This is a genomic window from Salmonella sp. 3C, assembly GCF_025426275.1.
GTDB classification, from domain to species: Bacteria; Pseudomonadota; Gammaproteobacteria; order Enterobacterales; family Enterobacteriaceae; genus Salmonella; species Salmonella enterica.
The window spans coordinates 2,052,830-2,079,315 of the sequence record NZ_CP104858.1; the positions used below are offsets into that span (position 1 = coordinate 2,052,830).

The window sequence follows — 26,486 nt, forward strand, 5'->3', positions numbered from 1 at the left end:
GCCTGGCGGCACTAGCGCGGTGGTCCCACCTGACCCCATGCCGAACTCAGAAGTGAAACGCCGTAGCGCCGATGGTAGTGTGGGGTCTCCCCATGCGAGAGTAGGGAACTGCCAGGCATCAAATAAAACGAAGGGCCCTGTCGGAAGACAGGGCCTTTTGTTTTTGTCTGTTTCTGCCGGATGGCGGCTCCGCCTTATCCAGCCTACAGGGACGCGCCGATCCACCCTCAATATAACCACAAGCCTTCCCAACACAGATACGGTAAACTATTGCCGATTGAGTATCAGGAAAGCAGCCATGACCCACTCCCTAAAACCCTGGAATACCTTCGGCATTGATCATTGTGCAAAGCACATCGCATGCGCTGAAAACGAACAACAACTACTGAGCGCCTGGCAGCAAGCAACTCGTGAGGGACTGCCGGTTATGATCCTGGGTGAAGGAAGCAATGTCCTGTTTCTGGAAAATTACGCCGGCACCGTGATCCTTAACCGCCTGAAAGGCATTGAGGTCAATGAAACCGCGGACGCCTGGCACCTACACGTCGGCGCAGGCGAAAACTGGCATCAGCTGGTTCGCTACGCGCTGGACAACAACATGCCCGGCCTGGAGAATCTGGCGCTCATCCCAGGCTGCGTTGGTTCCTCGCCTATACAGAATATTGGCGCGTATGGCGTAGAACTACAGCGTGTCTGCGACTACGTTGACTGCGTTGAACTGGATACGGGAAAACGTCTGCGTTTGTCCGCGGCGGAATGCCGTTTCGGCTATCGTGACAGTATCTTCAAAAATGAATATCAGGATCGCGTTGCGATCGTCGCGGTGGGTCTGCGTTTGTCAAAGCAATGGCAGCCGGTGTTGACCTATGGCGATCTTACTTGTCTGGACCCGAAAACGGTCACCGCGCAACAGGTGTTTGATGCTGTATGCCATATGCGCACCACAAAATTGCCGGACCCTAAAGTGAATGGCAATGCGGGCAGCTTTTTTAAAAATCCCGTTGTCGCAGCCGATATCGCTATGGAACTGTTAGAACGATTTCCCAACGCGCCGCATTACCCTCAGGCAGACGGCTCAGTGAAGCTGGCGGCAGGCTGGCTGATAGATCAATGTCAGTTGAAAGGCGTCACCATTGGCGGCGCTGCGGTGCATCGCCAACAGGCGCTGGTATTGATTAATGCGAATGATGCGACAAGTAAAGATGTGGTGGCGCTGGCGCATCATGTCCGGCAAAAAGTGGGTGAAAAATTTAATGTCTGGCTGGAGCCTGAGGTTCGCTTTATTGGTCGGTCCGGAGAGGTGAACGCTGTGGAGAGCATTGCATGAAAGATACTACCGTTCCCCTGACGCTGATCTCACTACTTGCCGACGGAGAGTTTCACTCAGGCGAGCAGTTGGGTGAACGGCTGGGAATGAGCCGCGCGGCTATTAATAAACATATCCAGACATTACGCGACTGGGGAGTAGATGTATTTACCGTTCCCGGGAAAGGATATAGCTTACCGGAACCCATCCAGTTACTGGATGCTGACCGTATACATAGCCAACTGGATAGCGGAAACGTGGCGGTATTGCCCGTTATCGATTCAACCAATCAGTATTTACTTGATCGAATTGGCGAGCTGCGTTCAGGTGATGCCTGTGTAGCAGAATACCAACAGGCGGGGCGTGGTCGTCGCGGGCGTAAATGGTTCTCACCGTTTGGTGCGAATCTATATCTTTCAATGTACTGGCGTCTGGAGCAGGGGCCTGCGGCGGCAATAGGCTTGAGTCTGGTCATTGGAATTGTGATGGCGGAAGTGCTGCGTGAACTGGGCGCAGATAAAGTTCGTGTGAAGTGGCCTAACGACCTTTACCTATTGGACCGCAAACTGGCGGGTATTCTGGTCGAGTTAACCGGTAAAACGGGCGATGCCGCACAAATAGTGATTGGCGCTGGTATTAACATGGCAATGCGTCGCGTAGAAGAGGACGTGATAAATCAGGGATGGATCACACTACAAGAGGCCGGAATTACGCTCGACCGCAATATGCTGGCCGCAAAGCTGATTTATAAGTTACGTGCTGCGCTTGAGCTTTTTGAGCAAGAAGGACTTTCTCCTTATCTTTCGCGCTGGAAAAAACTGGATAATTTTATTGATCGTCCGGTAAAACTAATTATTGGCGACAAAGAAATATTTGGTATTTCTCGCGGCATTGATACTCAAGGCGCATTATTGCTTGAACAGGATGGCGTGATTAAACCCTGGATGGGCGGAGAAATATCGCTGCGAAGCGCCGAATAGTAAAAAAGGGGAGTCGGTGCTCCCCTTTTTTCTGTTATTTCCGCAATCTTACCTGTTCCACCGCATGGTTAGCGCTCTTAGTCATAATAAGGCTGGCACGTTCTCGCGTGGGTAAAATATTTTGTTTTAAATTCAACCAGTTAATTTCTTTCCAAAGCGAAGTCGCTGTATTAACAGCTTCTTCTTTAGATAATTTCGCATAATTGTGAAAATAAGAGTCAGGATCGGTAAACGCCCCTTCGCGGAATTTCAGGAAGCGATTGATATACCACGTCTGAAGAAGTTCTTCTGGCGCATCAACGTAAATAGAGAAATCAACGAAATCAGAGACAAATACATGATGCGGATCGTGAGGATAATCCATACCGCTTTGTAAAACATTCAAACCTTCAAGAATCAATATATCAGGTTGAGCGACGGTTTTATCCCCTTCAGGAATAACATCGTAAATCAAATGAGAATAGACTGGCGCCGTCACGTTCGGTACGCCCGACTTGAGGTCAGAAACGAATTTCACCAGTCGGTGCATATCATACGATTCGGGGAACCCCTTTTTCTTCATTAACCCGCGTTCTTTCAACACCTGGTTTGGGTGGAGGAAGCCGTCAGTGGTAATCAATTCAACACGGCGGTGTTCCGGCCAGCGACTCAGCAACGCTTGCAGAACGCGTGCTGTCGTGCTTTTACCCACTGCGACGCTGCCCGCGATACTGATGATGTAAGGGATTCGCTGGCCGTTAGTGCCCAGAAACTGTTCCAGGACAGCCTGACGACGCAGATTTGAACTGATATAGAAATTTAGCAAACGGGAGAGAGGTAAATATATTTCTGCAACTTCTTCCAGCGATAAATCTTCATTAATGCCTTTTAACTGCGCGATCTCATCCTCGGTCAGGGTCATCGGCACAGAATCGCGAAGCGCAGCCCACTGGCTGCGATCAAACTGTAGGTAAGGCGTCATTAACGATTGCTCTTTTATACTCATAAGCATGTTTCTGGCTGCTATTGCTACATCAGTTCAGCGATGAACGAGGGCCATCCCTGACATGCAACGGCACGTCACATTTAAGTTAATTTGGACAATGGGCAGGAGGGTAACACCAGATGGGGAGGAATAATAAGAAAAAATCTCGCTGTGAAAGCTATCCCTGAGAAGCAATGTGACGAATATACCAGATACAGAAGATTGCTTTCTATCGACGGAGCGTTGAAATGCCGCGTCGTATTCTGGTCAGACGGTCAGTAAAATGCCGAAAATTTATGCTCTCTTGTTTGAAATTAGAGCATTTTTGTCTCTTATAGCGCAAAATGTGAGCGATAGAACATTTTATGCAATTTTTTAGTTGCATGAGCACGCAGGTCTCCATAGAATGCGCGCTACTTGATGCCGACTTAGCTCAGTAGGTAGAGCAACTGACTTGTAATCAGTAGGTCACCAGTTCGATTCCGGTAGTCGGCACCATCAAGTCCGGTGGGGTTCCCGAGCGGCCAAAGGGAGCAGACTGTAAATCTGCCGTCACAGACTTCGAAGGTTCGAATCCTTCCCCCACCACCATTTTCGGCCGCGCGATGGCGCAGCCCGAGACGATAAGTTCGCTTACCGGCTCGAATAAAGAGAGTTTCTCTCGATATTCAGTGCAGAATGAAAATCAGGTAGCCGAGTTCTAGGATGCGGGCATCGTATAATGGCTATTACCTCAGCCTTCCAAGCTGATGATGCGGGTTCGATTCCCGCTGCCCGCTCCAAGATGTGCTGATATAGCTCAGTTGGTAGAGCGCACCCTTGGTAAGGGTGAGGTCGGCAGTTCGAATCTGCCTATCAGCACCACTTCTTTTCTCCTTCCTGTTTTTCTCTTCTGTTTATTAGCATTCAACAAGTCGGGCGTGTTGCCTGGTTGATGTGGTGATATCACCGATTTATCCGTGTCTTAGAGGGACAATCGATGTCTAAAGAAAAGTTTGAACGTACAAAACCGCACGTTAACGTCGGTACTATCGGCCACGTTGACCATGGTAAAACAACGCTGACCGCTGCCATTACTACCGTACTGGCTAAAACCTACGGCGGTGCCGCTCGCGCATTCGACCAGATCGATAACGCGCCGGAAGAAAAAGCGCGTGGTATCACCATCAACACTTCTCACGTTGAATACGATACCCCGACCCGCCACTACGCACACGTAGACTGCCCGGGGCACGCCGACTATGTTAAAAACATGATCACCGGTGCTGCTCAGATGGACGGCGCGATCCTGGTTGTTGCTGCGACTGACGGTCCGATGCCGCAGACCCGTGAGCATATCCTGCTGGGTCGTCAGGTAGGCGTTCCGTACATCATCGTGTTCCTGAACAAATGCGACATGGTTGATGACGAAGAGCTGCTGGAACTGGTTGAAATGGAAGTTCGTGAACTTCTGTCTCAGTACGACTTCCCGGGCGACGACACGCCGATCGTTCGTGGTTCTGCTCTGAAAGCGCTGGAAGGCGACGCAGAGTGGGAAGCGAAAATCATCGAACTGGCTGGCTTCCTGGATTCTTACATCCCGGAACCAGAGCGTGCGATTGACAAGCCGTTCCTGCTGCCGATCGAAGACGTATTCTCCATCTCCGGTCGTGGTACCGTTGTTACCGGTCGTGTAGAACGCGGTATCATCAAAGTGGGCGAAGAAGTTGAAATCGTTGGTATCAAAGAGACTCAGAAGTCTACCTGTACTGGCGTTGAAATGTTCCGCAAACTGCTGGACGAAGGCCGTGCCGGTGAGAACGTAGGTGTTCTGCTGCGTGGTATCAAACGTGAAGAAATCGAACGTGGTCAGGTACTGGCTAAGCCGGGCACCATCAAGCCGCACACCAAGTTCGAATCTGAAGTGTACATTCTGTCCAAAGATGAAGGCGGCCGTCATACTCCGTTCTTCAAAGGCTACCGTCCGCAGTTCTACTTCCGTACTACTGACGTGACTGGCACCATCGAACTGCCGGAAGGCGTAGAGATGGTAATGCCGGGCGACAACATCAAAATGGTTGTTACCCTGATCCACCCGATCGCGATGGACGACGGTCTGCGTTTCGCAATCCGTGAAGGCGGCCGTACCGTTGGCGCGGGCGTTGTTGCTAAAGTTCTCGGCTAATCGCTGATAACATTTGACGCAATGCGCAATAAAAGGGCATCATTTGATGCCCTTTTTGCACGCTTTCACACCAGAACCTGGCTCATCAGTGATTTTATTTGTCATAATCATTGCTGAGACAGGCTCTGTAGAGGGCGTATAATCCGAAAGGCGAATAAGCGTTTCGATTTGGATTGCCTCGCGATTGCGGGGTGAAAATGTTTGTAGAATACTTCTGACAGGTTGGTTTATGAGTGCGAATACCGAAGCTCAAGGGAGCGGGCGCGGCCTGGAAGCGATGAAGTGGATAGTTGTTGCCATATTGCTGATCGTCGCAATCGTCGGCAACTACCTCTATCGCGACATGATGCTGCCGCTGCGTGCGCTGGCCGTAGTAATTCTGATTGCTGCAGCGGGTGGTGTCGCGCTGTTGACGACAAAAGGTAAAGCAACCGTTGCTTTTGCCCGTGAAGCGAGAACCGAAGTCCGTAAGGTCATTTGGCCGACTCGCCAGGAAACGCTGCACACCACGCTGATCGTCGCTGCGGTTACCGCAGTTATGTCACTGATCCTGTGGGGACTGGATGGTATTCTGGTTCGCCTGGTATCCTTTATCACTGGCCTGAGGTTCTGAGATGTCTGAAGCACCTAAAAAGCGCTGGTACGTCGTTCAGGCGTTTTCCGGTTTTGAAGGCCGCGTAGCCACATCGCTGCGCGAGCATATCAAATTACACAATATGGAAGAGCTGTTTGGCGAAGTCATGGTGCCGACTGAAGAAGTCGTTGAGATCCGTGGTGGCCAGCGTCGCAAAAGCGAACGCAAATTCTTCCCGGGTTACGTTCTGGTCCAGATGGTCATGAACGACGCAAGCTGGCACCTGGTGCGCAGCGTGCCGCGTGTGATGGGCTTTATCGGCGGTACGTCTGACCGTCCGGCGCCGATCAGCGACAAAGAAGTCGATGCGATCATGAACCGCCTGCAGCAGGTTGGCGATAAGCCGCGGCCGAAAACTCTGTTTGAACCGGGTGAAATGGTTCGTGTTAACGACGGTCCGTTCGCAGACTTTAACGGCGTTGTCGAAGAAGTCGATTATGAGAAGTCTCGCCTGAAAGTGTCTGTTTCTATCTTCGGTCGTGCGACCCCGGTAGAGCTGGACTTCAGCCAGGTTGAGAAAGCGTAAGGCTGCGATCAAAAAAGCAGCGATCTAATCGTTGCATAGGGCGCGAAATTGACATACAATTTCGCGCCTTTTGTTTTTATGGGCCTTATGCCCATAAAGCGATATTTATCACGGGGAGCTTCTTTGAAGCGATACTACCCAATTCGAGGAATTTAGAATGGCTAAGAAAGTACAAGCCTACGTCAAGCTGCAGGTTGCAGCTGGTATGGCGAACCCGAGTCCGCCGGTTGGTCCAGCACTGGGTCAGCAGGGTGTGAACATCATGGAATTCTGCAAAGCGTTCAACGCAAAAACGGATTCCATCGAAAAAGGTCTGCCGATTCCGGTTGTTATTACCGTTTACGCTGACCGTTCTTTCACCTTCGTTACCAAAACGCCTCCGGCAGCTGTTCTGCTGAAAAAAGCGGCTGGTATCAAGTCTGGTTCCGGCAAGCCGAACAAAGACAAAGTAGGTAAAATTTCCCGCGCTCAGCTGCAGGAAATCGCGCAGACCAAAGCTGCCGACATGACTGGTGCCGACATTGAAGCGATGACTCGCTCCATCGAAGGTACTGCACGTTCCATGGGCCTGGTAGTGGAGGACTAAGAAATGGCTAAACTGACCAAGCGTATGCGCGTGATCCGTGAAAAAGTTGATGCGACCAAACAGTACGACATCAACGAAGCTATTGCCCTGCTGAAAGAGCTGGCCACTGCTAAATTCAACGAAAGCGTTGACGTTGCCGTTAACCTCGGCATCGACGCTCGTAAATCTGACCAGAACGTTCGTGGCGCGACTGTACTGCCGCACGGTACTGGCCGTTCTGTTCGCGTTGCCGTATTTACCCAGGGCCCGAACGCTGAAGCAGCTAAAGCTGCTGGCGCTGAGCTGGTAGGTATGGAAGATCTGGCTGACCAGATCAAGAAAGGCGAAATGAACTTCGACGTTGTTATCGCATCCCCGGATGCAATGCGCGTTGTTGGCCAGCTGGGCCAGGTTCTGGGTCCGCGCGGCCTGATGCCAAACCCGAAAGTCGGTACCGTAACTCCGAACGTTGCTGAAGCGGTTAAGAACGCTAAAGCAGGTCAGGTTCGTTACCGTAACGACAAAAACGGCATCATCCACACCACCATCGGTAAAGTGGACTTTGACGCTGACAAACTGAAAGAAAACCTGGAAGCTCTGCTGGTTGCGCTGAAAAAAGCAAAACCGAGCCAGGCGAAAGGCGTGTACATCAAGAAAGTTAGCATCTCCACCACCATGGGTGCTGGCGTTGCCGTTGATCAGGCTGGTCTGAGCGCATCTGCGAACTAAGATTAGTCTTTACGTGGGCGGTGATTTTGTCTACAATCTTACCCCCACGATTCTGTTGAAATATAACAGAGCACTATGCGAGTCATTTGAATTGCAGCAAGGCAGCAAGTGAGTGAATCGCCAGGAGCATAGTTAACTATGTGACTGGTGTGAACGAGCGCAGCTAACACAGGTGCGGTTCAAAGGACGAAGTCATAGAAAGAATTTGTTCGTTGGAGCCTGGCCTATCCAGGCCTCCGTCGAAGACCGCAGGCGTCTCGCAAGAGGCTTAATCCCCTGCGTAGACGGTGACAGAACGCTAAGATTATTTTTGATACTCTGGCTTGTTTCTGCTCACCGTATTAAGACGCTCTTCTCGTTGAGATGAGTGAAGTGAGTTCCGGAACATGAGTTCCGGCAAACATCCAGGAGCAAAGCTAATGGCTTTAAATCTTCAAGACAAACAAGCGATTGTTGCTGAAGTCAGCGAAGTAGCCAAAGGCGCGCTGTCTGCAGTAGTTGCGGATTCCCGTGGCGTAACTGTAGATAAAATGACTGAACTGCGTAAAGCAGGTCGTGAAGCTGGCGTATACATGCGTGTTGTTCGTAACACCCTGCTGCGCCGCGTCGTTGAAGGTACTCAGTTCGAGTGCCTGAAAGACACGTTTGTTGGTCCGACCCTGATTGCATACTCTATGGAACACCCGGGTGCTGCTGCTCGTCTGTTCAAAGAGTTCGCGAAAGCGAATGCAAAATTTGAGGTCAAAGCTGCAGCCTTTGAAGGTGAGCTGATCCCGGCGTCTCAGATCGACCGCCTGGCAACTCTGCCGACCTACGAAGAAGCAATTGCACGCCTGATGGCAACCATGAAAGAAGCTTCGGCTGGCAAACTGGTTCGCACACTGGCTGCTGTACGCGATGCAAAAGAAGCTGCGTAATCGCAGTTGTCTTTATCAAGCATTTGCTTACGTATAAACTTATTCTGATATTCAGGAACAATTTAAATGTCTATCACTAAAGATCAAATCATTGAAGCAGTATCCGCTATGTCCGTAATGGACGTTGTAGAACTGATTTCTGCAATGGAAGAAAAATTCGGTGTTTCCGCTGCTGCTGCTGTAGCTGTAGCTGCTGGCCCGGCTGAAGCTGCTGAAGAAAAAACTGAATTCGACGTAATTCTGAAAGCTGCTGGCGCTAACAAAGTTGCTGTTATCAAAGCAGTACGTGGCGCAACTGGCCTGGGTCTGAAAGAAGCTAAAGACCTGGTAGAATCTGCTCCGGCCGCTCTGAAAGAAGGCGTGAGCAAAGATGACGCTGAAGCACTGAAAAAATCTCTGGAAGAAGCTGGCGCTGAAGTTGAAGTTAAATAAGCCAACCCTTCCGGTTGCAGCCTGAGAAATCAGGCTGATGGCTGGTGACTTTTTAGTCACCAGCCTTTTTGCGCTGTAAGGCGCCAGTAGCGTTTCACACTGTTTGACTACTGCTGTGCCTTTCAATGCTTGTTTCTATCGACGACTTAATATACTGCGACAGAGCGTACGTTCTGTGTAAATCGCAATGAAATGGTTTAAGCGTGATAGCAACAGGCATTGCGGAAAGTATCCATTTTCCGGTCAACAAAATAGTGTTGCACAAACTGTCCCCCGCAGGACAGATGGGTCGACTTGTCAGCGAGCTGAGGAACCCTATGGTTTACTCCTATACCGAGAAAAAACGTATTCGTAAGGATTTTGGTAAACGTCCACAAGTTCTGGATGTACCTTATCTCCTTTCTATCCAGCTTGACTCGTTTCAGAAGTTTATCGAGCAAGATCCTGAAGGGCAGTACGGCCTGGAAGCAGCCTTCCGTTCCGTGTTCCCGATTCAGAGCTACAGCGGTAATTCCGAGCTGCAGTACGTCAGCTACCGCCTTGGCGAACCGGTGTTTGACGTTCAGGAATGTCAGATCCGTGGCGTGACCTATTCCGCACCGCTGCGCGTAAAACTGCGTCTGGTGATCTACGAGCGCGAAGCGCCGGAAGGCACCGTTAAAGACATTAAAGAACAAGAAGTCTACATGGGCGAAATTCCGCTCATGACCGACAACGGTACCTTTGTTATCAACGGTACTGAGCGTGTTATCGTTTCTCAGCTGCACCGTAGTCCGGGCGTCTTCTTTGACTCCGACAAAGGTAAAACCCACTCTTCGGGTAAAGTGCTGTATAACGCGCGCATCATTCCTTACCGTGGTTCCTGGCTGGACTTCGAATTCGATCCGAAGGACAACCTGTTCGTGCGTATCGACCGTCGCCGTAAACTGCCTGCGACCATCATCCTGCGTGCGCTGAACTACACCACTGAGCAGATCCTTGACCTGTTCTTTGAGAAAGTCGTCTTCGAAATTCGCGACAACAAGCTGCAGATGGAGCTGATTCCAGAACGTCTGCGCGGCGAAACTGCGTCGTTCGATATCGAAGCTAACGGCAAGGTGTACGTTGAAAAAGGCCGTCGCATTACCGCGCGTCATATCCGTCAGCTGGAAAAAGACGATATCAAGCATATCGAAGTTCCGGTTGAGTACATCGCAGGTAAAGTCGTCTCTAAAGACTACGTTGACGAATCCACTGGCGAGCTGATCTGCGCGGCGAACATGGAGCTGAGCCTGGATCTGCTGGCTAAGCTGAGCCAGTCCGGCCACAAGCGTATCGAAACGCTGTTTACCAACGATCTGGACCACGGCCCGTACATTTCTGAAACGGTACGCGTCGACCCAACTAACGATCGTCTGAGCGCGCTGGTAGAAATCTACCGCATGATGCGCCCTGGTGAGCCGCCGACTCGCGAAGCGGCTGAAAGCCTGTTCGAGAACCTGTTCTTCTCCGAAGACCGCTATGACCTGTCTGCGGTGGGTCGTATGAAGTTCAACCGTTCTCTGCTGCGCGACGAAATCGAAGGTTCCGGTATCCTGAGCAAAGACGACATCATTGATGTCATGAAGAAGCTCATCGATATCCGTAACGGTAAAGGCGAAGTGGATGATATCGACCACCTCGGCAACCGTCGTATCCGTTCCGTCGGCGAAATGGCGGAAAACCAGTTCCGCGTTGGCCTGGTGCGTGTAGAGCGTGCGGTGAAAGAGCGTCTGTCTCTGGGCGATCTGGATACCCTGATGCCTCAGGATATGATCAACGCCAAGCCGATTTCCGCCGCAGTGAAAGAGTTCTTTGGTTCCAGCCAGCTGTCTCAGTTTATGGACCAGAACAACCCGCTGTCTGAGATTACGCACAAACGTCGTATCTCCGCACTCGGCCCAGGCGGTCTGACCCGCGAACGCGCAGGCTTCGAAGTTCGAGACGTACACCCGACGCACTACGGTCGCGTATGTCCTATCGAAACGCCGGAAGGTCCGAACATCGGTCTGATCAACTCCCTGTCCGTGTACGCACAGACTAACGAATATGGCTTCCTTGAGACGCCGTACCGTCGTGTGGTTGATGGCGTGGTCACTGACGAAATTCATTACCTGTCTGCTATCGAAGAAGGCAACTACGTTATCGCTCAGGCGAACTCCAACCTGGATGACGAAGGCCACTTTGTAGAAGATCTGGTGACCTGCCGTAGCAAAGGCGAATCCAGCTTGTTCAGCCGCGACCAGGTTGACTACATGGACGTTTCCACCCAGCAGGTGGTCTCCGTCGGTGCGTCCCTGATCCCGTTCCTGGAACACGATGACGCCAACCGTGCATTGATGGGTGCGAACATGCAACGTCAGGCGGTTCCGACTCTGCGCGCTGACAAGCCGCTGGTGGGTACCGGTATGGAACGTGCTGTCGCCGTCGACTCCGGTGTTACTGCAGTAGCTAAACGTGGCGGTACTGTTCAGTACGTGGATGCGTCCCGTATCGTTATCAAAGTTAACGAAGACGAGATGTACCCGGGTGAAGCAGGTATCGACATCTATAACCTGACCAAATACACCCGTTCTAACCAGAACACCTGTATCAACCAGATGCCATGTGTGTCTCTGGGCGAGCCGGTTGAGCGCGGCGACGTGCTGGCAGACGGTCCGTCCACCGACCTCGGTGAACTGGCGCTCGGTCAGAACATGCGCGTGGCGTTCATGCCGTGGAACGGCTACAACTTCGAAGACTCCATCCTCGTATCCGAGCGTGTTGTCCAGGAAGACCGTTTCACCACCATCCACATTCAGGAACTGGCGTGCGTGTCCCGTGACACCAAGCTGGGGCCGGAAGAGATCACCGCTGATATCCCGAACGTGGGTGAAGCTGCGCTCTCCAAACTGGATGAATCCGGTATCGTTTACATCGGCGCGGAAGTGACCGGCGGTGACATTCTGGTCGGTAAGGTGACGCCGAAAGGTGAAACCCAGCTGACGCCGGAAGAGAAACTGCTGCGTGCGATCTTCGGTGAGAAAGCGTCTGACGTTAAAGACTCTTCTCTGCGCGTACCTAACGGTGTCTCCGGTACGGTTATCGACGTTCAGGTCTTTACTCGCGATGGCGTAGAAAAAGACAAACGTGCTCTGGAAATCGAAGAGATGCAGCTCAAGCAGGCGAAAAAAGACCTGTCTGAAGAACTGCAGATCCTCGAAGCGGGCCTGTTTAGCCGTATCCGTGCGGTGCTGGTGTCCGGCGGCGTTGAAGCTGAGAAGCTCGACAAACTGCCGCGCGACCGCTGGCTGGAACTCGGTCTGACCGACGAAGAGAAACAAAATCAGCTGGAACAACTGGCTGAGCAGTATGACGAACTGAAACACGAGTTCGAGAAAAAACTTGAAGCGAAGCGCCGTAAAATCACCCAGGGCGACGATCTGGCGCCGGGCGTGCTGAAGATCGTGAAGGTCTATCTGGCCGTTAAACGCCGTATCCAGCCGGGTGATAAGATGGCAGGTCGTCACGGTAACAAGGGTGTTATCTCTAAGATCAACCCGATCGAAGACATGCCTTACGATGAAAACGGCACGCCGGTAGACATCGTACTGAACCCGCTGGGCGTACCGTCTCGTATGAACATCGGTCAGATTCTGGAAACCCACCTGGGTATGGCTGCGAAAGGTATTGGCGACAAGATTAACGCCATGCTGAAACAGCAGCAGGAAGTCGCGAAACTGCGCGAATTCATCCAGCGTGCCTACGATCTGGGCGCCGACGTTCGTCAGAAAGTCGACCTGAGCACCTTCAGCGATGATGAAGTGCTGCGTCTGGCAGAAAACCTGCGTAAAGGTATGCCGATTGCCACACCAGTGTTTGACGGTGCGAAAGAAGCGGAAATCAAAGAGCTGCTGAAACTGGGCGACCTGCCGACCTCCGGTCAGATCACCCTGTTCGATGGCCGTACGGGTGAACAGTTCGAACGTCCGGTAACCGTCGGTTACATGTACATGCTGAAACTGAACCACCTGGTTGATGACAAGATGCATGCGCGTTCTACCGGTTCTTACAGCCTGGTTACTCAGCAGCCGCTGGGTGGTAAGGCGCAGTTCGGTGGTCAGCGCTTCGGGGAGATGGAAGTGTGGGCGCTGGAAGCTTACGGCGCCGCCTACACCCTGCAAGAAATGCTCACCGTTAAGTCTGATGACGTGAACGGTCGTACCAAGATGTATAAGAACATCGTGGACGGCAACCATCAGATGGAACCGGGTATGCCGGAATCCTTCAACGTTCTGTTGAAAGAGATCCGCTCGCTGGGCATCAACATCGAACTGGAAGACGAGTAATTCTCGCTCAAACAGGTCACTGGTGTCGGGGTAAAACCCGACACCAGATTGTGCTAACTCCGACGGGAGCAAATCCGTGAAAGATTTATTAAAGTTTCTGAAAGCGCAGACTAAAACCGAAGAGTTTGATGCGATCAAAATTGCTCTGGCTTCGCCAGACATGATCCGTTCATGGTCTTTCGGTGAAGTTAAAAAGCCGGAAACCATCAACTACCGTACGTTCAAACCTGAGCGTGACGGCCTTTTCTGCGCCCGTATCTTTGGGCCGGTAAAAGACTACGAGTGCCTGTGCGGTAAGTACAAGCGCCTGAAACATCGTGGTGTTATTTGTGAGAAGTGCGGCGTTGAAGTGACCCAGACCAAAGTACGCCGTGAGCGTATGGGCCACATCGAGCTAGCGTCCCCGACTGCTCACATCTGGTTCCTGAAATCGCTGCCGTCCCGTATCGGTCTGCTGCTCGATATGCCGCTGCGCGATATCGAACGCGTACTGTACTTCGAATCTTATGTGGTTATCGAAGGCGGTATGACCAACCTGGAACGTCAACAGATCCTGACTGAAGAGCAGTATCTGGACGCGCTGGAAGAGTTCGGTGACGAATTCGACGCGAAGATGGGTGCGGAAGCTATCCAGGCCCTGCTGAAGAGCATGGATCTGGAGCAAGAGTGTGAAACTCTGCGCGAAGAGCTGAACGAAACCAACTCCGAAACCAAGCGTAAAAAGCTGACCAAGCGTATCAAACTGCTGGAAGCCTTCGTTCAGTCTGGCAACAAGCCAGAGTGGATGATCCTGACCGTTCTGCCGGTTCTGCCGCCAGATCTGCGTCCGCTGGTTCCGCTGGATGGTGGTCGTTTCGCCACGTCAGATCTGAACGATCTGTATCGTCGCGTCATTAACCGTAACAACCGTCTGAAGCGTCTGCTGGATCTGGCTGCGCCGGACATCATCGTACGCAACGAAAAACGTATGCTGCAGGAAGCGGTTGACGCCCTGTTGGATAACGGTCGTCGCGGTCGTGCGATCACCGGTTCTAACAAGCGTCCTCTGAAATCTTTGGCCGACATGATCAAAGGTAAGCAGGGTCGTTTCCGTCAGAACCTGCTCGGTAAGCGTGTTGACTACTCCGGTCGTTCTGTAATCACCGTAGGTCCATACCTGCGTCTGCACCAGTGCGGTCTGCCGAAGAAAATGGCGCTGGAGCTGTTCAAACCGTTCATCTACGGCAAGCTGGAACTGCGTGGCCTTGCCACCACCATCAAAGCCGCGAAGAAAATGGTTGAGCGTGAAGAAGCTGTCGTTTGGGATATCCTTGACGAAGTTATCCGCGAACACCCGGTACTGCTGAACCGTGCACCGACTTTGCACCGTCTGGGTATCCAGGCATTTGAACCGGTACTGATCGAAGGTAAAGCTATCCAGCTGCACCCGCTGGTTTGTGCGGCATATAACGCCGACTTCGATGGTGACCAGATGGCTGTTCACGTACCGCTGACGCTGGAAGCCCAGCTTGAAGCGCGTGCGCTGATGATGTCCACCAACAACATCCTGTCTCCGGCGAACGGCGAACCTATCATCGTTCCGTCTCAGGACGTGGTACTGGGTCTGTACTACATGACCCGTGACTGTGTTAACGCCAAAGGCGAAGGCATGGTGCTGACTGGCCCGAAAGAAGCTGAGCGTATCTATCGCGCAGGTCTGGCCTCTCTGCATGCGCGCGTTAAAGTGCGTATCACTGAATATGAAAAAGATGAAAACGGCGAATTCGTTGCGCACACCAGCCTGAAAGACACGACCGTTGGTCGCGCCATTCTGTGGATGATCGTACCGAAAGGTCTGCCTTTCTCCATCGTCAACCAGGCGCTGGGCAAGAAAGCGATCTCCAAAATGCTGAACACTTGCTACCGTATTCTGGGCCTGAAACCGACCGTTATTTTTGCGGACCAGACGATGTACACCGGCTTTGCTTATGCAGCGCGTTCAGGTGCGTCCGTTGGTATTGATGACATGGTCATCCCGGAGAAAAAACACGAGATCATCTCTGAGGCGGAAGCTGAAGTTGCTGAGATCCAGGAGCAGTTCCAGTCTGGTCTGGTAACCGCTGGCGAACGCTATAACAAAGTTATCGATATCTGGGCTGCGGCGAACGATCGTGTATCTAAAGCGATGATGGATAACCTGCAAACCGAAACCGTGATTAACCGTGACGGCCAGGAAGAGCAGCAGGTCTCCTTCAACAGCATCTATATGATGGCCGACTCCGGTGCGCGTGGTTCTGCGGCACAGATTCGTCAGCTGGCAGGTATGCGTGGTCTGATGGCGAAGCCGGATGGCTCCATCATCGAAACGCCAATCACCGCGAACTTCCGTGAAGGTCTGAACGTACTCCAGTACTTCATATCCACGCACGGTGCGCGTAAAGGTCTGGCGGATACCGCACTGAAAACCGCGAACTCCGGTTATCTGACCCGTCGTCTGGTTGACGTCGCGCAGGATCTGGTAGTGACCGAAGATGACTGTGGTACGCACGAAGGTATCCTGATGACCCCGGTTATCGAGGGTGGCGACGTGAAAGAGCCGCTGCGTGACCGCGTTCTGGGCCGTGTGACAGCAGAAGATGTGCTGAAACCGGGTACCGCGGACATTCTGGTTCCACGCAACACGCTGCTGCACGAACAGTGGTGTGACCTGCTGGAAGCAAACTCCGTTGACGCCGTTAAAGTGCGTTCCGTTGTATCCTGCGACACCGACTTTGGTGTATGTGCGCACTGCTATGGTCGTGACCTGGCGCGTGGCCACATCATCAACAAAGGTGAAGCTATCGGCGTTATCGCGGCACAGTCCATCGGTGAACCGGGTACACAGCTGACGATGCGTACGTTCCACATCGGTGGTGCGGCATCGCGTGCGGCTGCTGAATCCAGCATCCAGGTGAAAAATAAAGGTAGCATCAAGCTCAGCAACGTGAAGTCGGTTGTGAACTCCAGCGGTAAACTGGTTATCACTTCTCGTAACACCGAACTGAAGCTGATCGACGAATTCGGTCGTACCAAAGAGAGCTATAAAGTGCCTTATGGCGCTGTCATGGCGAAAGGTGATGGCGAGCAGGTTGCCGGCGGCGAAACCGTGGCAAACTGGGACCCGCACACCATGCCGGTTATCACTGAAGTGAGTGGTTTCATCCGCTTCACTGACATGATCGACGGTCAGACCATTACGCGTCAGACCGACGAACTGACCGGTTTGTCTTCGCTGGTGGTTCTGGATTCGGCTGAACGTACTACCGGTGGTAAAGATCTGCGTCCGGCGCTGAAAATCGTTGATGCTCAGGGTAATGACGTTCTGATCCCGGGTACCGATATGCCTGCGCAGTACTTCCTGCCGGGTAAAGCGATTGTACAGCTGGAAGATGGCGTACAGATCAGTTCTGGTGACACCCTGGCGCGTATTCCGCAGGAATCCGGCGGTACCAAGGATATTACCGGTGGTCTGCCGCGCGTTGCGGATCTGTTCGAAGCGCGTCGTCCGAAAGAGCCAGCAATCCTTGCTGAAATCGCAGGTATCGTTTCCTTCGGTAAAGAAACCAAAGGCAAACGTCGTCTGGTGATCACGCCGGTTGATGGTAGCGATCCGTACGAAGAGATGATTCCGAAATGGCGTCAGCTCAACGTGTTCGAAGGGGAACGTGTAGAACGTGGTGATGTGATTTCCGATGGTCCGGAAGCGCCGCACGACATTCTGCGTCTGCGTGGCGTTCATGCTGTGACGCGTTACATTGTTAACGAAGTTCAGGATGTATACCGTCTGCAGGGCGTTAAGATTAACGATAAACACATCGAAGTTATCGTTCGTCAGATGCTGCGTAAAGCAACCATCGAAAGCGCCGGTAGTTCCGACTTCCTGGAAGGCGAACAGGTTGAATACTCTCGCGTCAAGATCGCTAACCGCGAGCTGGAAGCGAACGGCAAAGTGGGGGCTACCTTCTCCCGCGATCTGCTGGGTATCACCAAAGCGTCTCTGGCAACCGAGTCGTTCATCTCTGCCGCATCGTTCCAGGAGACTACACGTGTCCTGACCGAAGCAGCCGTTGCGGGTAAGCGCGACGAACTGCGCGGCCTGAAAGAGAACGTTATCGTGGGTCGTCTGATTCCGGCCGGTACCGGTTATGCGTACCACCAGGATCGTATGCGCCGTCGCGCCGCGGGCGAGCAGCCAGCAACACCGCAGGTCACTACGGAAGATGCATCTGCAAGCCTGGCAGAGCTGCTGAACGCAGGTCTGGGCGGTTCTGATCACGAGTAATCGTTAAATGGTGGAGGGGTGTTTATCCCTCCACCAGCATTGTGCTGGAGCTTGTACATCAAGTTGTTACAGGGAAGGGGAAATGCCAGCAATCATTTCATTATTTTATTTAGTGTTTGGTTTTTTTTTATTTACAAGAAAAATTAGGATCTCAAAACTTCTCTCTGGGTTTTTATTGTTTTTATCATTGAATATATTGCAACATAACCCTCTGCTGATATTTATCTATTGTCTTTTTATTATCATTGCCACTATTATTATTGGCAGAATAAATACCAGCAAAGCCAAAAAAGAAGTTTTTTATTTTTCAATGCCATGCTGGCTTTTGATTTTATCTGTAATTATAAATTTAATGAATAAATGAATTATTTTTTCATGTCTCTTGTTTCTCGCATTATTTGTAAAAACTCATTATCACTGGTTATATGAATAAATTGCCCAGTTTTTGCATTATATTTTGCCATCGCGCAGGGAAGACTATTACCGCCGTTAGCCATAACAAATTTTGCTTTTGTATTACGATAAAGATTGACGCCAGGAATGGGGTCTTGACCGAATGTATAAGGCGTTGGGACAATCACATTATGTTTGTTTGAGAGCCACTTTGCTAAAATCCCGCCAACGCCATCAACCGGCGTAATAAAAGTAGAGAATCCACAATACTCAAAATTGAATTTTTTTACCATTGGGTTTCTTTTTTCTGTAACATTAAATCCAAATGTGACTTTAAATTTATCCCATAAATCTAAGTTATTAAAGTCTATTGGCTCGCCATTATAAAATGCCTGCTGTTCATACATTAAATGATAAACCTGTTTTATTGGTTGTTTACGCGGGAAATTTTAAATCATTAAATGAAGCATTTAATTCCATTAAAGTCTTTGTTTTACCTTATTACAGGAATTATAAATATGATGTCATTTCTGGAATAAAAATAAAGTTAACAAGCTATTTATTTAATTGCTCACTAGTAGGGTATTTATGTATCCACCGGTTAATGCTTAATTTAGCATCTTTTAGCTGACAGCGATTGCAACGCTAAAAAACATGTGCTAATAATCATCATGTAAAATATGTAATGAAGTAAGCATGGAGCATTTAATTGTTATGATTCCACCATTAAATAGATATGTTCCCGCGCTTTCAAAAAATGAATTGGTTAAAACTGTTACCAACAGGGGCATTCAGTTTACAAGTTTTAATGGAAAAGATTATCCCTTGTGCTTTTTAGATGAGAAAACCCCTCTTCTTTTCCAGTGGTTTGAGCGGAATCCTGCTCGCTTTGGGAAAAATGATATACCTATAATTAACACAGAGAAAAACCCCTACCTTAACAATATCATTAAAGCAGCAACAATTGAAAAAGAACGTCTTATAGGTATTTTTGTAGATGGTGATTTTTTTCCAGGACAAAAGGATGCTTTTTCAAAACTTGAGTATGACTATGAAAACATAAAAGTCATATATAGAAATGATATTGACTTTAGCATGTACGATAAAAAATTATCAGAAATTTATATGGAAAATATTTCTAAGCAAGAGTCCATGCCAGAAGAAAAAAGGGATTATCATTTACTGCAGCTATTAAAAAAAGAATTGAGTGATATTCAAGAGGGTAATGATTCATTAATTAAATCTTACTTACTGGATAAAGGCCATGGATGGTTTGATTTTTACAGGAATATGGCTATGTTAAAGGCTGGTCAGTTATTTTTGGAGGCGGATAAGGTTGGGTGTTATGATTTATCAACAAATAGTGGGTGTATATATCTCGATGCTGATATGATTATCACGGAAAAACTGGGGGGTATATATATTCCGGATGGAATCGCTGTTCATGTAGAAAGGATAGATGGCCGTGCTTCTATGGAGAACGGGATAATAGCTGTTGATCGCAATAACCACCCGGCTTTACTTGCTGGATTGGAAATAATGCATACTAAATTTGATGCTGATCCCTATTCCGATGGTGTATGTAATGGAATTAGAAAACATTTTAATTATTCTTTAAATGAAGATTATAATTCTTTTTGCGATTTTATTGAGTTTAAGCATGATAACATTATAATGAATACCAGTCAGTTTACGCAAAGTTCATGGGCTAGGCATGTGCAGTAGTGGAAATGGCAATAATCATGCTATTGAATACATAAAATATTGGCATAAACTATCAAGTTTCGGCGAAAAAATATTTGATGCTCAGTTTTCTCTACTACAGCCAACTTTAAAATCGCAGTGCTGTTCAGAACGGACATAAAAAAACGGGAGGTCGATAACAATCTCCCGTTTTTCGCATTACGTACTCGTTCGTGAAATACTAATGCGTTTACATACGGGTTCACCGCGTTTGCGAAGCGCGCCCCAGCCAACTGTCCCAGTCTTTCCAGACGGGCTGCAATCCTTGCGCGCTTAACGCGCTTGCTACTGTTTCAGGCCGACGGGCATCGTGGGGAGAAAACTGCTCCAGTTCCGGATGATCGTCAGCGTAGCCGCCGGGCTGCGTTTTTGAGAAGGCGCTGACGTTGTTGATTGCCAGAGGAATCACATGGTCTCGAAACCACGGCGATTCGCGGGTGGAGAGTGATAATTCAATTTCCGGCGCCAATAACCGGAAAGCGCAAATCGTTTGCACCAGTTGCTTTTCATCCATCACAGATGCGGGTTCCACACCGCCAGTACACGGACGCAGACGCGGGAAGGAAACAGAATAGCGACTCTGCCAGTAGTGTTTCTGCATCCACAACAGATGCTCCGCCACCATATAGCAATCCACCCGCCAGTTGTCCGACAGACCAATTAGCGCGCCAAGACCGATTTTGTCGATACCTGCCCGGCCTAACCGATCCGGCGTTTCCAGCCGCCAGAAAAAGTCCTGTTTCTTTCCCTTCAGGTGATGCTGTGCATAGATTGCCTCATGGTAAGTTTCCTGATAAACCATCACGCCATCGATCCCCAGCGTTTTGAGCTCCGCGTAGTTTTCTTGCGACAAGGGCTGGACTTCCATCTGTAATGATGAAAATTGACGGCGGATAGCCGGTAAATGGCGGCGAAAATAGTTCATTCCTACTTTGGCCTGATGTTCGCCAGTCACCAGCAACAGATGCTCAAAGCCCAGTTTACGGATAGCATCGCACTCCCTTTGAATATCCACCTCATCCAGCGTCTTACGCTTGATGCGGTTGCTCATCGAAAAACCGCAGTAGGTGCAGTCGTTGGCACAGAGGTTTGAGAGATAAAGCGGCACATAGAAACTGACGGTGTTGCCAAAGCGTTGTCGGGTCAGCCTTTGTGCCCGCTGCGCCATCGGTTCCAGATAATTGGCGGCGGCGGGGGAGAGCAACGCCATCAAATCGTCCCGGCTAAGATGTGCGGTGTTCAGCGCGCGCTCCACGTCGGCGGCAGTTTTACCGTTGATGCGCAGGCGAATATCGTCCCACTCCAGTTGCCGCCAACGGTCGCTGAAGGTTTTCATGCTAACGCCTCCAGAAACCCGGTGAGCGGGCTGGTGGCGCTGGCCTGCGAACTTTTGCTTCCCGGCACAGCCTGCCGCGCCAGTAATCCGGCTTGCACCGCCAGACGAAAGGCGGTTGCCATCATCACCGGATCGTCCGCCACGGCAATCGCCGTGTTGACCAGCACCGCATCAGCGCCCATTTCCAGCGCTTGAGCGGCATGGCTGGGCACGCCAATGCCCGCATCAACCACCACCGGTACGGTGGACTGCTGGATAATAATCTCCAGCATCGCTTTGGTTTCCAGCCCCTGATTCGAACCGATAGGCGCACCAAGCGGCATCACCGCCGCGCAGCCGACCTCTTCCAGCCGCTTGCACAACACCGGATCCGCGCCGCAGTAGGGCAGCACCACAAAACCCTGCTTCACCAGCGCCTCGGCGGCTTTTAGCGTTTCGATCGGATCCGGCAATAGCCAGCGGGCGTCCGGGTGGATTTCTAATTTCAACCAGTTTGTGCCCAGCGCTTCACGCGCCAGCTGGGCGGCGAAGATCGCCTCTTCAGCGGTTTTCGCCCCGGAGGTATTGGGCAGCAGCGTGACGCCCGCTTCAATGAGCGGCGCCAGAATCGCATCGTTGTGCTGACGTAAATCCACGCGCTTCATCGCCAGCGTCACCAGTTGGCTGCCGGAAGCGCGAATTGCCTCGACCATCAGTTGCGATGAGGCAAATTTCCCGGTACCGGTGAACAGATGTGAATCAAACGTTTTGTCGGCAATACGTAACATCTCAACCCCCTGCAATAACCTGAAAAAGCAGGATCTGGTCGCCTTCCTGCACGATTTGCTGTTCCCACTGCTCGCGCGGCAGGATCTGCTGATTGAGCGCCAACGCTGCGCCCGGTTTGAGCTGGTTGAGCTGGATAAGCAGCCCGCTGACGGTTTGCCCTGCGGCGCACTGCATCGGCTCATCATTGAATTGAATTTGCATGCTGCCCTCCGCATACCGGACAGCCGCTGGCGCGACGCAGCGCGAGGCTGCGCCACTGGCTGGTTTTGCCGTCAAACAGACGTAGCTGCCCGTTCGGTGTTTCAATACCGCTGAGTAATTTAATCGCCTCCAGCGCCTGCAAGGTACCCATCACGCCCACCACCGGACCGAGCACCCCAGCGGTGCGGCAGTTGCGTTCCGGCTCCACATCATCTGGCCACAGGCAGCGGTAACAGCCTTGTTCCCACGGTGGCGTGAGCACCATCAACTGGCCGCCAAAGCCGACGGCGCTGGCGGTGATGAGTGGGGTATTGAGCGCGACGCAGGCGGCGTTGATTTCCTGGCGCGTGGACATGTTATCGGTACAGTCGAGCACCACGTCGGCTCGCGAGACCGCATGCCGGAGCGCATCGCCTTTTAGTCGCTGCTGGAGCGAGACCAGTTCGATATCCGGGTTGAGCTGCGTCAGGCGCTGCCGGGCAACCTGGGATTTCGAACGCGCGATATCATCGGTGGTAAACAGGATCTGGCGCTGCAAATTGCTCAGATGAATGTCGTCATCGTCTGCCAGCGTCAGTTTGCCAATGCCTGCTCCCGCCAGATACAGCGCGGCGGGTGAACCTAACCCGCCTAAACCTACGATCAGTACATGACTCGCGAGCAGCTTTTGCTGGCCTTCAATGGCGATATCGCCGAGCAGGATTTGCCGGCTGTAGCGCATAAAATCGCGGTCATTCATCGCCAACTCCCGCAATATCCAGTAACTGCGCGGTAGCGGCGCGCCAGTCGGCGGCCTGAGTAATGGCGCTGACCACGGCAATACTGCCGACGCCGGTCGCCAGTACCGCTGTGGCGCGTTCAAGGCTGATGCCGCCGATCGCGACGGTCGGGTAATCCGCCAGTCGTTCAATATGACTGGCCAACTGCGCCAGCCCCTGTGGGGCGGAAGGCATCTGCTTGGTTTGCGTGGGGAAGACGTGGCCGAGCGCGATATAAGAAGGCTTAGCGGCGAGTGCGACGTCAATCTCCATATCATCGTGAGTCGATACGCCCAGGCGTAACCCCGCCGCCTGAATGGCCTTCAGGTCGGTGGTTTCAAGGTCTTCCTGGCCGAGATGCACGCCGTAAGCGCGGTGCTTAATTGCCAGACGCCAGTAGTCGTTGATAAACAGACGGGCGTTATAACGACGCCCCAGCGCGATGGCAGCGATAACATCCGCTTCCACCTCTTCATCGCGTTTATCTTTGATACGCAGCTGGATCGTGCGCACGCCCGCCTCCAGTAGACGCTCAATCCATGCAACGCTGTCCACCACCGGGTAAAGCCCGAGGCGGAACGGCACGGTCGGGAAATCAGGCTGATACATCAGGCTTCCTCCCGTTTGAGATAAATTTCGCCGCCTTTGGCGCGGAAGTTCTCCGACATATCCGCCATGCCGACTTCAATGGCTTGCGCGGCGGCGTAGTCGCGGACCCCCTGGCTGATTTTCATCGAGCAGAATTTCGGCCCGCACATGGAACAGAAGTGGGCGACTTTGCCGGACTCCTGCGGCAGGGTTTCATCGTGATAAGCGCGGGCGGTGAACGGGTCGAGCGCGAGGTTAAACTGATCTTCCCAGCGGAATTCGAAGCGCGCTTTCGACATGGCGTTATCGCGGATCTGCGCGCCCGGATGTCCTTTGGCTAAATCCGCGGCGTGGGCGGCGATTTTGTAGGTGATTAGCCCCTGCTTCACATCTTCTTTGTTCGGCAGGCCGAGATGCTCTTTCGGCGTCACATAACACAGCATCGCGCAGCCAAACCAGCCGATCATCGCGGCACCGATCCCGGAGGTGAAGTGGTCATAGCCCGGCGCGATATCGGTAGTCAATGGCCCTAAGGTGTAGAACGGTGCTTCATGGCAGCTCTCCAGCTCTTCGGTCATGTTGCGCTGAATCATATGCATGGGTACATGACCCGGGCCTTCAATCATCACCTGCACGTCGTATTCCCAGGCGATTTTGGTCAGCTCGCCCAGCGTATGCAGCTCGGAGAACTGCGCTTCGTCGTTGGCGTCCTGAATGGAGCCGGGGCGCAGGCCGTCGCCCAACGACAGGGAAACGTCGTAGGCGGCGCAGATTTCGCAGATCTCGCGGAAATGTTCGAACAGGAAGTTCTCTTTGTGATGGGAGAGACACCACTTCGCCATGATCGAACCGCCGCGCGAGACAATACCGGTCAGGCGTTTGGCGGTCATCGGCACGTAGCGCAGCAGCACGCCGGCGTGGATGGTGAAGTAGTCGACGCCCTGTTCGGCCTGCTCCAGCAGCGTGTCGCGGAACGCTTCCCAGGTAAGATCTTCGGCGATCCCGTTGACCTTTTCCAGCGCCTGGTAGATCGGGACGGTGCCGATCGGTACCGGGCTGTTACGCAGGATCCATTCGCGGGTTTCGTGGATATAGCGGCCGGTGGAGAGGTCCATAACCGTATCCGCGCCCCAGCGGGTTGACCACACCAGTTTTTCCACCTCTTCTTCGATGGAGGAGGTGACCGCCGAGTTACCGATATTAGCGTTGACCTTCACCAGGAAGTTGCGGCCGATAATCATCGGCTCCGATTCCGGGTGGTTGATGTTGGCGGGAATAATCGCGCGGCCCGCGGCGACTTCATCACGCACGAATTCCGGGGTGATGTTTTCCGGCAGGCGCGCGCCAAAGTTCATCCCCGGATGCTGGTGGCGCAGCACTTCGCTGCGAATGCGCTCACGGCCCATATTTTCACGGATGGCGATGAACTCCATTTCGGGAGTGACGATCCCCTGGCGGGCGTAGTGTAACTGGGTGACGCGCTTGCCCGCTTTAGCGCGTTTTGGCGTCAGTAGGCCGGTAAAACGCAGATCGTCCAGGCCATCGTCGGCCAGACGTTCTCTGGTATAAGCCGAGCTACGGTCGTCTAATTCTTCGCTATCGTTACGTGCGTCAATCCATGGCTGGCGCAGTTTCGCCAGACCCTGCTGGACGTTAATCGCCACCTCAGGATCGCCATAGGGGCCGGAGGTGTCGTATACCGGTACGGCTTCGTTCTCTTCAAACTGCGGGTTGTCTTTACTGCCGCCGATGAGCGTGGGGCTAAGTTGAATTTCGCGCATCGGTACGCGAATATCATGCTGCGAACCGGTCACGTAGATGCGTTTCGAGTTGGGAAACGCGGTGCCTTCCAGCGTATCGATAAAATGCTGGGCTTTAGCGCGCTGCTCGCGGCGGGTTAACGTTGTTGTAGACATAGCTCATTCCAAAAAATTAAGGACGTGGCTTGTCAGACGACGGATGGAGTAATGGATGTGCGCCGCCCGTAAAGGCAGCAGCATAAAGCAGAATTACTCTTGTTCCCTTCGCAGGTATTAACCTGATCAGGTTCCGCGGATCCCGAATTAACGGTCTCAGCCTTTTCCACTTCATCCTTCGCGCTGCCTCTTCGTTGGCTTCGTCCGCTCACTCCAGTCACTTACTTATGTAAGCTCCTGGAGATTCACCGACTTGCCGCCTTGACGCATCACGAACGCTTTTGTGGAAAATTAGCACTCCGACAAGATAACCGCCCCTCCGAAGAGGGGGCTGAAGTAAACTACCCGTTACTCGCGCAGAACTCAAGCGGGACGTTTGACTCTGGCGCCGTCGTGCATCGCGTCAAACACCAGCATAATCAGCTTGTCTTCCAGCACAAAGCGGGCTTCCAGCGCTTCGCCGATATCTGACAGAGCTTGTTGAAATTCGAGACAATTATCGTGATCGATGGCAGTTTCCAGGCTGGTGTCGTAATAATCCATAATGCGCTGCGTATTATCTTCCAGCAGCGGCCAGATTTTTGCCGCATGTAAAAGCTGACCGTTTCCTTCCAATTTATGGAGAATACGTTCATAAATACTGAAGTGCCCGGCGGAAAGGTAATCGACCAGGCTCTGACAAAAATCATCCAGCGCTTTTTCATTCAGCCGCATGTACGATTCTTTGCCAGGCTTAATGCCAACCAGATTGTAGTAAGCCACGAGCAGGTGCTTACGTACATCCAGCCAGCGATCGACCAGTTTGTTGCTTCCGCCAACGCGCTCCGTCAGGTTTTCCAGCTGGTTTAGCATGATTGTCTCCGCAAGTTAGATAAAGGCTGCTCGCCATGAATGTAAAAATAATGTTAACAACATGCCAG

Annotated in this window: 23 protein-coding genes, 4 tRNA genes, 1 rRNA gene and 1 riboswitch; of the genes, 18 read left to right on the plus strand and 10 right to left on the minus strand. The window is 51.8% G+C overall.

Annotated features, from left to right (window positions below; translation table 11 throughout):
• The first annotated feature begins 1 nt into the window (after window position 1).
• The 3 genes from rrf (at window position 2) to birA (ending at window position 2,286) form a co-directional block, all read left to right on the plus strand.
• Window positions 2-117: ribosomal RNA gene (rrf, locus tag N7E69_RS09755) — 5S ribosomal RNA — on the plus strand.
• A gap of 181 nt (window positions 118-298) precedes the next feature.
• Complete coding sequence (gene murB / locus N7E69_RS09760) at window positions 299-1,327, plus strand: UDP-N-acetylmuramate dehydrogenase (protein WP_000149780.1); 1,029 nt, start codon at window positions 299-301, stop codon at window positions 1,325-1,327.
• A complete protein-coding gene (birA, locus tag N7E69_RS09765; RefSeq protein WP_000655746.1) occupies window positions 1,324-2,286 on the plus strand; it encodes a bifunctional biotin--[acetyl-CoA-carboxylase] ligase/biotin operon repressor BirA in 963 nt (320 codons plus the stop codon). The genes murB and birA overlap by 4 nt, the downstream gene beginning before the upstream one ends.
• Window positions 2,287-2,320: 34 nt before the next feature.
• Here birA and coaA read toward each other — a convergent pair whose 3' ends face one another.
• Together coaA and N7E69_RS09775 are read right to left on the minus strand one after the other, a co-directional pair.
• Window positions 2,321-3,271 (minus strand): type I pantothenate kinase, encoded by a 951-nt coding sequence (gene coaA, locus N7E69_RS09770; RefSeq protein ID WP_000023069.1) that lies wholly within the window; start codon window positions 3,269-3,271, stop codon window positions 2,321-2,323.
• 208 nt (window positions 3,272-3,479) lie between these two features.
• On the minus strand, window positions 3,480-3,653 hold the full coding sequence (locus tag N7E69_RS09775; protein ID WP_001541267.1) for a hypothetical protein: 174 nt from the start codon (window positions 3,651-3,653) through the stop codon (window positions 3,480-3,482).
• 19 nt (window positions 3,654-3,672) lie between these two features.
• Between N7E69_RS09775 and N7E69_RS09780 the strand changes: the two genes are divergently transcribed.
• From N7E69_RS09780 to N7E69_RS09845, 14 genes are all read left to right on the plus strand, one after another.
• Window positions 3,673-3,748, plus strand: a tRNA-Thr gene (locus N7E69_RS09780).
• Between the two features lie 8 nt (window positions 3,749-3,756).
• Window positions 3,757-3,841 (plus strand) — tRNA-Tyr (locus N7E69_RS09785).
• 116 nt (window positions 3,842-3,957) lie between these two features.
• Window positions 3,958-4,032, plus strand: a tRNA-Gly gene (locus N7E69_RS09790).
• Window positions 4,033-4,038: 6 nt separating this feature from the next.
• A tRNA-Thr gene (locus tag N7E69_RS09795) sits at window positions 4,039-4,114 on the plus strand.
• A gap of 115 nt (window positions 4,115-4,229) precedes the next feature.
• Entirely contained in the window at window positions 4,230-5,414 is a 1,185-nt protein-coding gene (tuf, locus tag N7E69_RS09800) for an elongation factor Tu (protein WP_000031748.1), read from the plus strand.
• A 229-nt stretch (window positions 5,415-5,643) separates the two neighbouring features.
• The gene (gene secE, locus N7E69_RS09805) at window positions 5,644-6,027 is read left to right on the plus strand and encodes a preprotein translocase subunit SecE (RefSeq protein ID WP_001275691.1); all 384 of its coding nucleotides are present in this window, start codon (window positions 5,644-5,646) and stop codon (window positions 6,025-6,027) included.
• 1 nt (window position 6,028) lies between these two features.
• Entirely contained in the window at window positions 6,029-6,574 is a 546-nt protein-coding gene (nusG, locus tag N7E69_RS09810) for a transcription termination/antitermination protein NusG (RefSeq protein ID WP_001287521.1), read from the plus strand.
• Between the two features lie 157 nt (window positions 6,575-6,731).
• Window positions 6,732-7,160: a 50S ribosomal protein L11 gene (gene rplK / locus N7E69_RS09815; RefSeq protein ID WP_001085926.1), complete on the plus strand. Its 429-nt coding sequence runs from the start codon at window positions 6,732-6,734 to the stop codon at window positions 7,158-7,160.
• Between the two features lie 3 nt (window positions 7,161-7,163).
• Window positions 7,164-7,868 carry a 50S ribosomal protein L1 gene (gene rplA / locus N7E69_RS09820; RefSeq protein ID WP_001096676.1) on the plus strand — a complete coding sequence of 235 codons (705 nt, stop codon included), beginning with the start codon at window positions 7,164-7,166 and terminating at the stop codon, window positions 7,866-7,868.
• A gap of 419 nt (window positions 7,869-8,287) precedes the next feature.
• Window positions 8,288-8,785 (plus strand): 50S ribosomal protein L10, encoded by a 498-nt coding sequence (gene rplJ, locus N7E69_RS09825; protein ID WP_001207203.1) that lies wholly within the window; start codon window positions 8,288-8,290, stop codon window positions 8,783-8,785.
• A 66-nt stretch (window positions 8,786-8,851) separates the two neighbouring features.
• Complete coding sequence (rplL, locus tag N7E69_RS09830; RefSeq protein WP_000028882.1) at window positions 8,852-9,217, plus strand: 50S ribosomal protein L7/L12; 366 nt, start codon at window positions 8,852-8,854, stop codon at window positions 9,215-9,217.
• A 317-nt stretch (window positions 9,218-9,534) separates the two neighbouring features.
• Window positions 9,535-13,563 (plus strand): DNA-directed RNA polymerase subunit beta, encoded by a 4,029-nt coding sequence (gene rpoB / locus N7E69_RS09835; protein WP_000263105.1) that lies wholly within the window; start codon window positions 9,535-9,537, stop codon window positions 13,561-13,563.
• A gap of 76 nt (window positions 13,564-13,639) precedes the next feature.
• Window positions 13,640-17,863 carry a DNA-directed RNA polymerase subunit beta' gene (gene rpoC / locus N7E69_RS09840; RefSeq protein WP_000653967.1) on the plus strand — a complete coding sequence of 1,408 codons (4,224 nt, stop codon included), beginning with the start codon at window positions 13,640-13,642 and terminating at the stop codon, window positions 17,861-17,863.
• Window positions 17,864-17,945: 82 nt separating this feature from the next.
• Entirely contained in the window at window positions 17,946-18,227 is a 282-nt protein-coding gene (locus N7E69_RS09845) for a hypothetical protein (RefSeq protein ID WP_001110911.1), read from the plus strand.
• Window position 18,228: 1 nt separating this feature from the next.
• Here N7E69_RS09845 and N7E69_RS09850 read toward each other — a convergent pair whose 3' ends face one another.
• Complete coding sequence (locus N7E69_RS09850) at window positions 18,229-18,549, minus strand: cytoplasmic protein (protein ID WP_077906655.1); 321 nt, start codon at window positions 18,547-18,549, stop codon at window positions 18,229-18,231.
• A 403-nt stretch (window positions 18,550-18,952) separates the two neighbouring features.
• On the opposite strand from N7E69_RS09850, the gene N7E69_RS09855 reads away from it, so the two are divergent.
• Window positions 18,953-19,981 carry a type III secretion system effector arginine glycosyltransferase SseK1 gene (locus N7E69_RS09855; RefSeq protein WP_000400602.1) on the plus strand — a complete coding sequence of 343 codons (1,029 nt, stop codon included), beginning with the start codon at window positions 18,953-18,955 and terminating at the stop codon, window positions 19,979-19,981.
• Window positions 19,982-20,201: 220 nt separating this feature from the next.
• Here N7E69_RS09855 and thiH read toward each other — a convergent pair whose 3' ends face one another.
• From thiH to rsd, 7 genes are all read right to left on the minus strand, one after another.
• On the minus strand, window positions 20,202-21,335 hold the full coding sequence (thiH, locus tag N7E69_RS09860) for a 2-iminoacetate synthase ThiH (protein ID WP_000847489.1): 1,134 nt from the start codon (window positions 21,333-21,335) through the stop codon (window positions 20,202-20,204).
• On the minus strand, window positions 21,332-22,102 hold the full coding sequence (gene thiG, locus N7E69_RS09865) for a thiazole synthase (protein WP_000944080.1): 771 nt from the start codon (window positions 22,100-22,102) through the stop codon (window positions 21,332-21,334). Before thiG ends, thiH begins: the two co-directional genes overlap by 4 nt.
• 1 nt (window position 22,103) lies before the next feature.
• Window positions 22,104-22,304 (minus strand): sulfur carrier protein ThiS, encoded by a 201-nt coding sequence (thiS, locus tag N7E69_RS09870; RefSeq protein WP_001166833.1) that lies wholly within the window; start codon window positions 22,302-22,304, stop codon window positions 22,104-22,106.
• Window positions 22,285-23,043: a HesA/MoeB/ThiF family protein gene (locus N7E69_RS09875; RefSeq protein ID WP_000999758.1), complete on the minus strand. Its 759-nt coding sequence runs from the start codon at window positions 23,041-23,043 to the stop codon at window positions 22,285-22,287. Before N7E69_RS09875 ends, thiS begins: the two co-directional genes overlap by 20 nt.
• Entirely contained in the window at window positions 23,036-23,671 is a 636-nt protein-coding gene (gene thiE, locus N7E69_RS09880; protein WP_000284639.1) for a thiamine phosphate synthase, read from the minus strand. The genes N7E69_RS09875 and thiE overlap by 8 nt, the downstream gene beginning before the upstream one ends.
• Window positions 23,671-25,566: a phosphomethylpyrimidine synthase ThiC gene (gene thiC / locus N7E69_RS09885; protein ID WP_000108424.1), complete on the minus strand. Its 1,896-nt coding sequence runs from the start codon at window positions 25,564-25,566 to the stop codon at window positions 23,671-23,673. The genes thiE and thiC overlap by 1 nt, the downstream gene beginning before the upstream one ends.
• A gap of 86 nt (window positions 25,567-25,652) precedes the next feature.
• A riboswitch (TPP riboswitch) is annotated at window positions 25,653-25,877 on the minus strand.
• 52 nt (window positions 25,878-25,929) lie between these two features.
• Window positions 25,930-26,418: a sigma D regulator gene (rsd, locus tag N7E69_RS09890; RefSeq protein WP_000934315.1), complete on the minus strand. Its 489-nt coding sequence runs from the start codon at window positions 26,416-26,418 to the stop codon at window positions 25,930-25,932.
• Window positions 26,419-26,486 lie beyond the last annotated feature (68 nt).

What these genes read in the sequence shown, in the direction of transcription:
- thiC (WP_000108424.1), bottom strand. Translation starts at nt 25,566, where the DNA reads ATGTCTACAACAACGTTAACCCGCCGCGAGCAGCGCGCTAAAGCCCAG.
- murB (WP_000149780.1), top strand. Translation starts at nt 299, where the DNA reads ATGACCCACTCCCTAAAACCCTGGAATACCTTCGGCATTGATCATTGT.
- thiS (WP_001166833.1), bottom strand. Translation starts at nt 22,304, where the DNA reads ATGCAAATTCAATTCAATGATGAGCCGATGCAGTGCGCCGCAGGGCAA.
- birA (WP_000655746.1), top strand. Translation starts at nt 1,324, where the DNA reads ATGAAAGATACTACCGTTCCCCTGACGCTGATCTCACTACTTGCCGAC.
- secE (WP_001275691.1), top strand. Translation starts at nt 5,644, where the DNA reads ATGAGTGCGAATACCGAAGCTCAAGGGAGCGGGCGCGGCCTGGAAGCG.
- thiE (WP_000284639.1), bottom strand. Translation starts at nt 23,671, where the DNA reads ATGTATCAGCCTGATTTCCCGACCGTGCCGTTCCGCCTCGGGCTTTAC.
- N7E69_RS09845 (WP_001110911.1), top strand. Translation starts at nt 17,946, where the DNA reads ATGCCAGCAATCATTTCATTATTTTATTTAGTGTTTGGTTTTTTTTTA.
- nusG (WP_001287521.1), top strand. Translation starts at nt 6,029, where the DNA reads ATGTCTGAAGCACCTAAAAAGCGCTGGTACGTCGTTCAGGCGTTTTCC.
- rsd (WP_000934315.1), bottom strand. Translation starts at nt 26,418, where the DNA reads ATGCTAAACCAGCTGGAAAACCTGACGGAGCGCGTTGGCGGAAGCAAC.
- rplL (WP_000028882.1), top strand. Translation starts at nt 8,852, where the DNA reads ATGTCTATCACTAAAGATCAAATCATTGAAGCAGTATCCGCTATGTCC.
- tuf (WP_000031748.1), top strand. Translation starts at nt 4,230, where the DNA reads ATGTCTAAAGAAAAGTTTGAACGTACAAAACCGCACGTTAACGTCGGT.
- N7E69_RS09875 (WP_000999758.1), bottom strand. Translation starts at nt 23,043, where the DNA reads ATGAATGACCGCGATTTTATGCGCTACAGCCGGCAAATCCTGCTCGGC.
- N7E69_RS09855 (WP_000400602.1), top strand. Translation starts at nt 18,953, where the DNA reads ATGGAGCATTTAATTGTTATGATTCCACCATTAAATAGATATGTTCCC.
- N7E69_RS09850 (WP_077906655.1), bottom strand. Translation starts at nt 18,549, where the DNA reads ATGGTAAAAAAATTCAATTTTGAGTATTGTGGATTCTCTACTTTTATT.
- N7E69_RS09775 (WP_001541267.1), bottom strand. Translation starts at nt 3,653, where the DNA reads ATGGAGACCTGCGTGCTCATGCAACTAAAAAATTGCATAAAATGTTCT.
- rplK (WP_001085926.1), top strand. Translation starts at nt 6,732, where the DNA reads ATGGCTAAGAAAGTACAAGCCTACGTCAAGCTGCAGGTTGCAGCTGGT.
- coaA (WP_000023069.1), bottom strand. Translation starts at nt 3,271, where the DNA reads ATGAGTATAAAAGAGCAATCGTTAATGACGCCTTACCTACAGTTTGAT.
- rplA (WP_001096676.1), top strand. Translation starts at nt 7,164, where the DNA reads ATGGCTAAACTGACCAAGCGTATGCGCGTGATCCGTGAAAAAGTTGAT.
- thiH (WP_000847489.1), bottom strand. Translation starts at nt 21,335, where the DNA reads ATGAAAACCTTCAGCGACCGTTGGCGGCAACTGGAGTGGGACGATATT.
- rplJ (WP_001207203.1), top strand. Translation starts at nt 8,288, where the DNA reads ATGGCTTTAAATCTTCAAGACAAACAAGCGATTGTTGCTGAAGTCAGC.
- thiG (WP_000944080.1), bottom strand. Translation starts at nt 22,102, where the DNA reads ATGTTACGTATTGCCGACAAAACGTTTGATTCACATCTGTTCACCGGT.
- rpoB (WP_000263105.1), top strand. Translation starts at nt 9,535, where the DNA reads ATGGTTTACTCCTATACCGAGAAAAAACGTATTCGTAAGGATTTTGGT.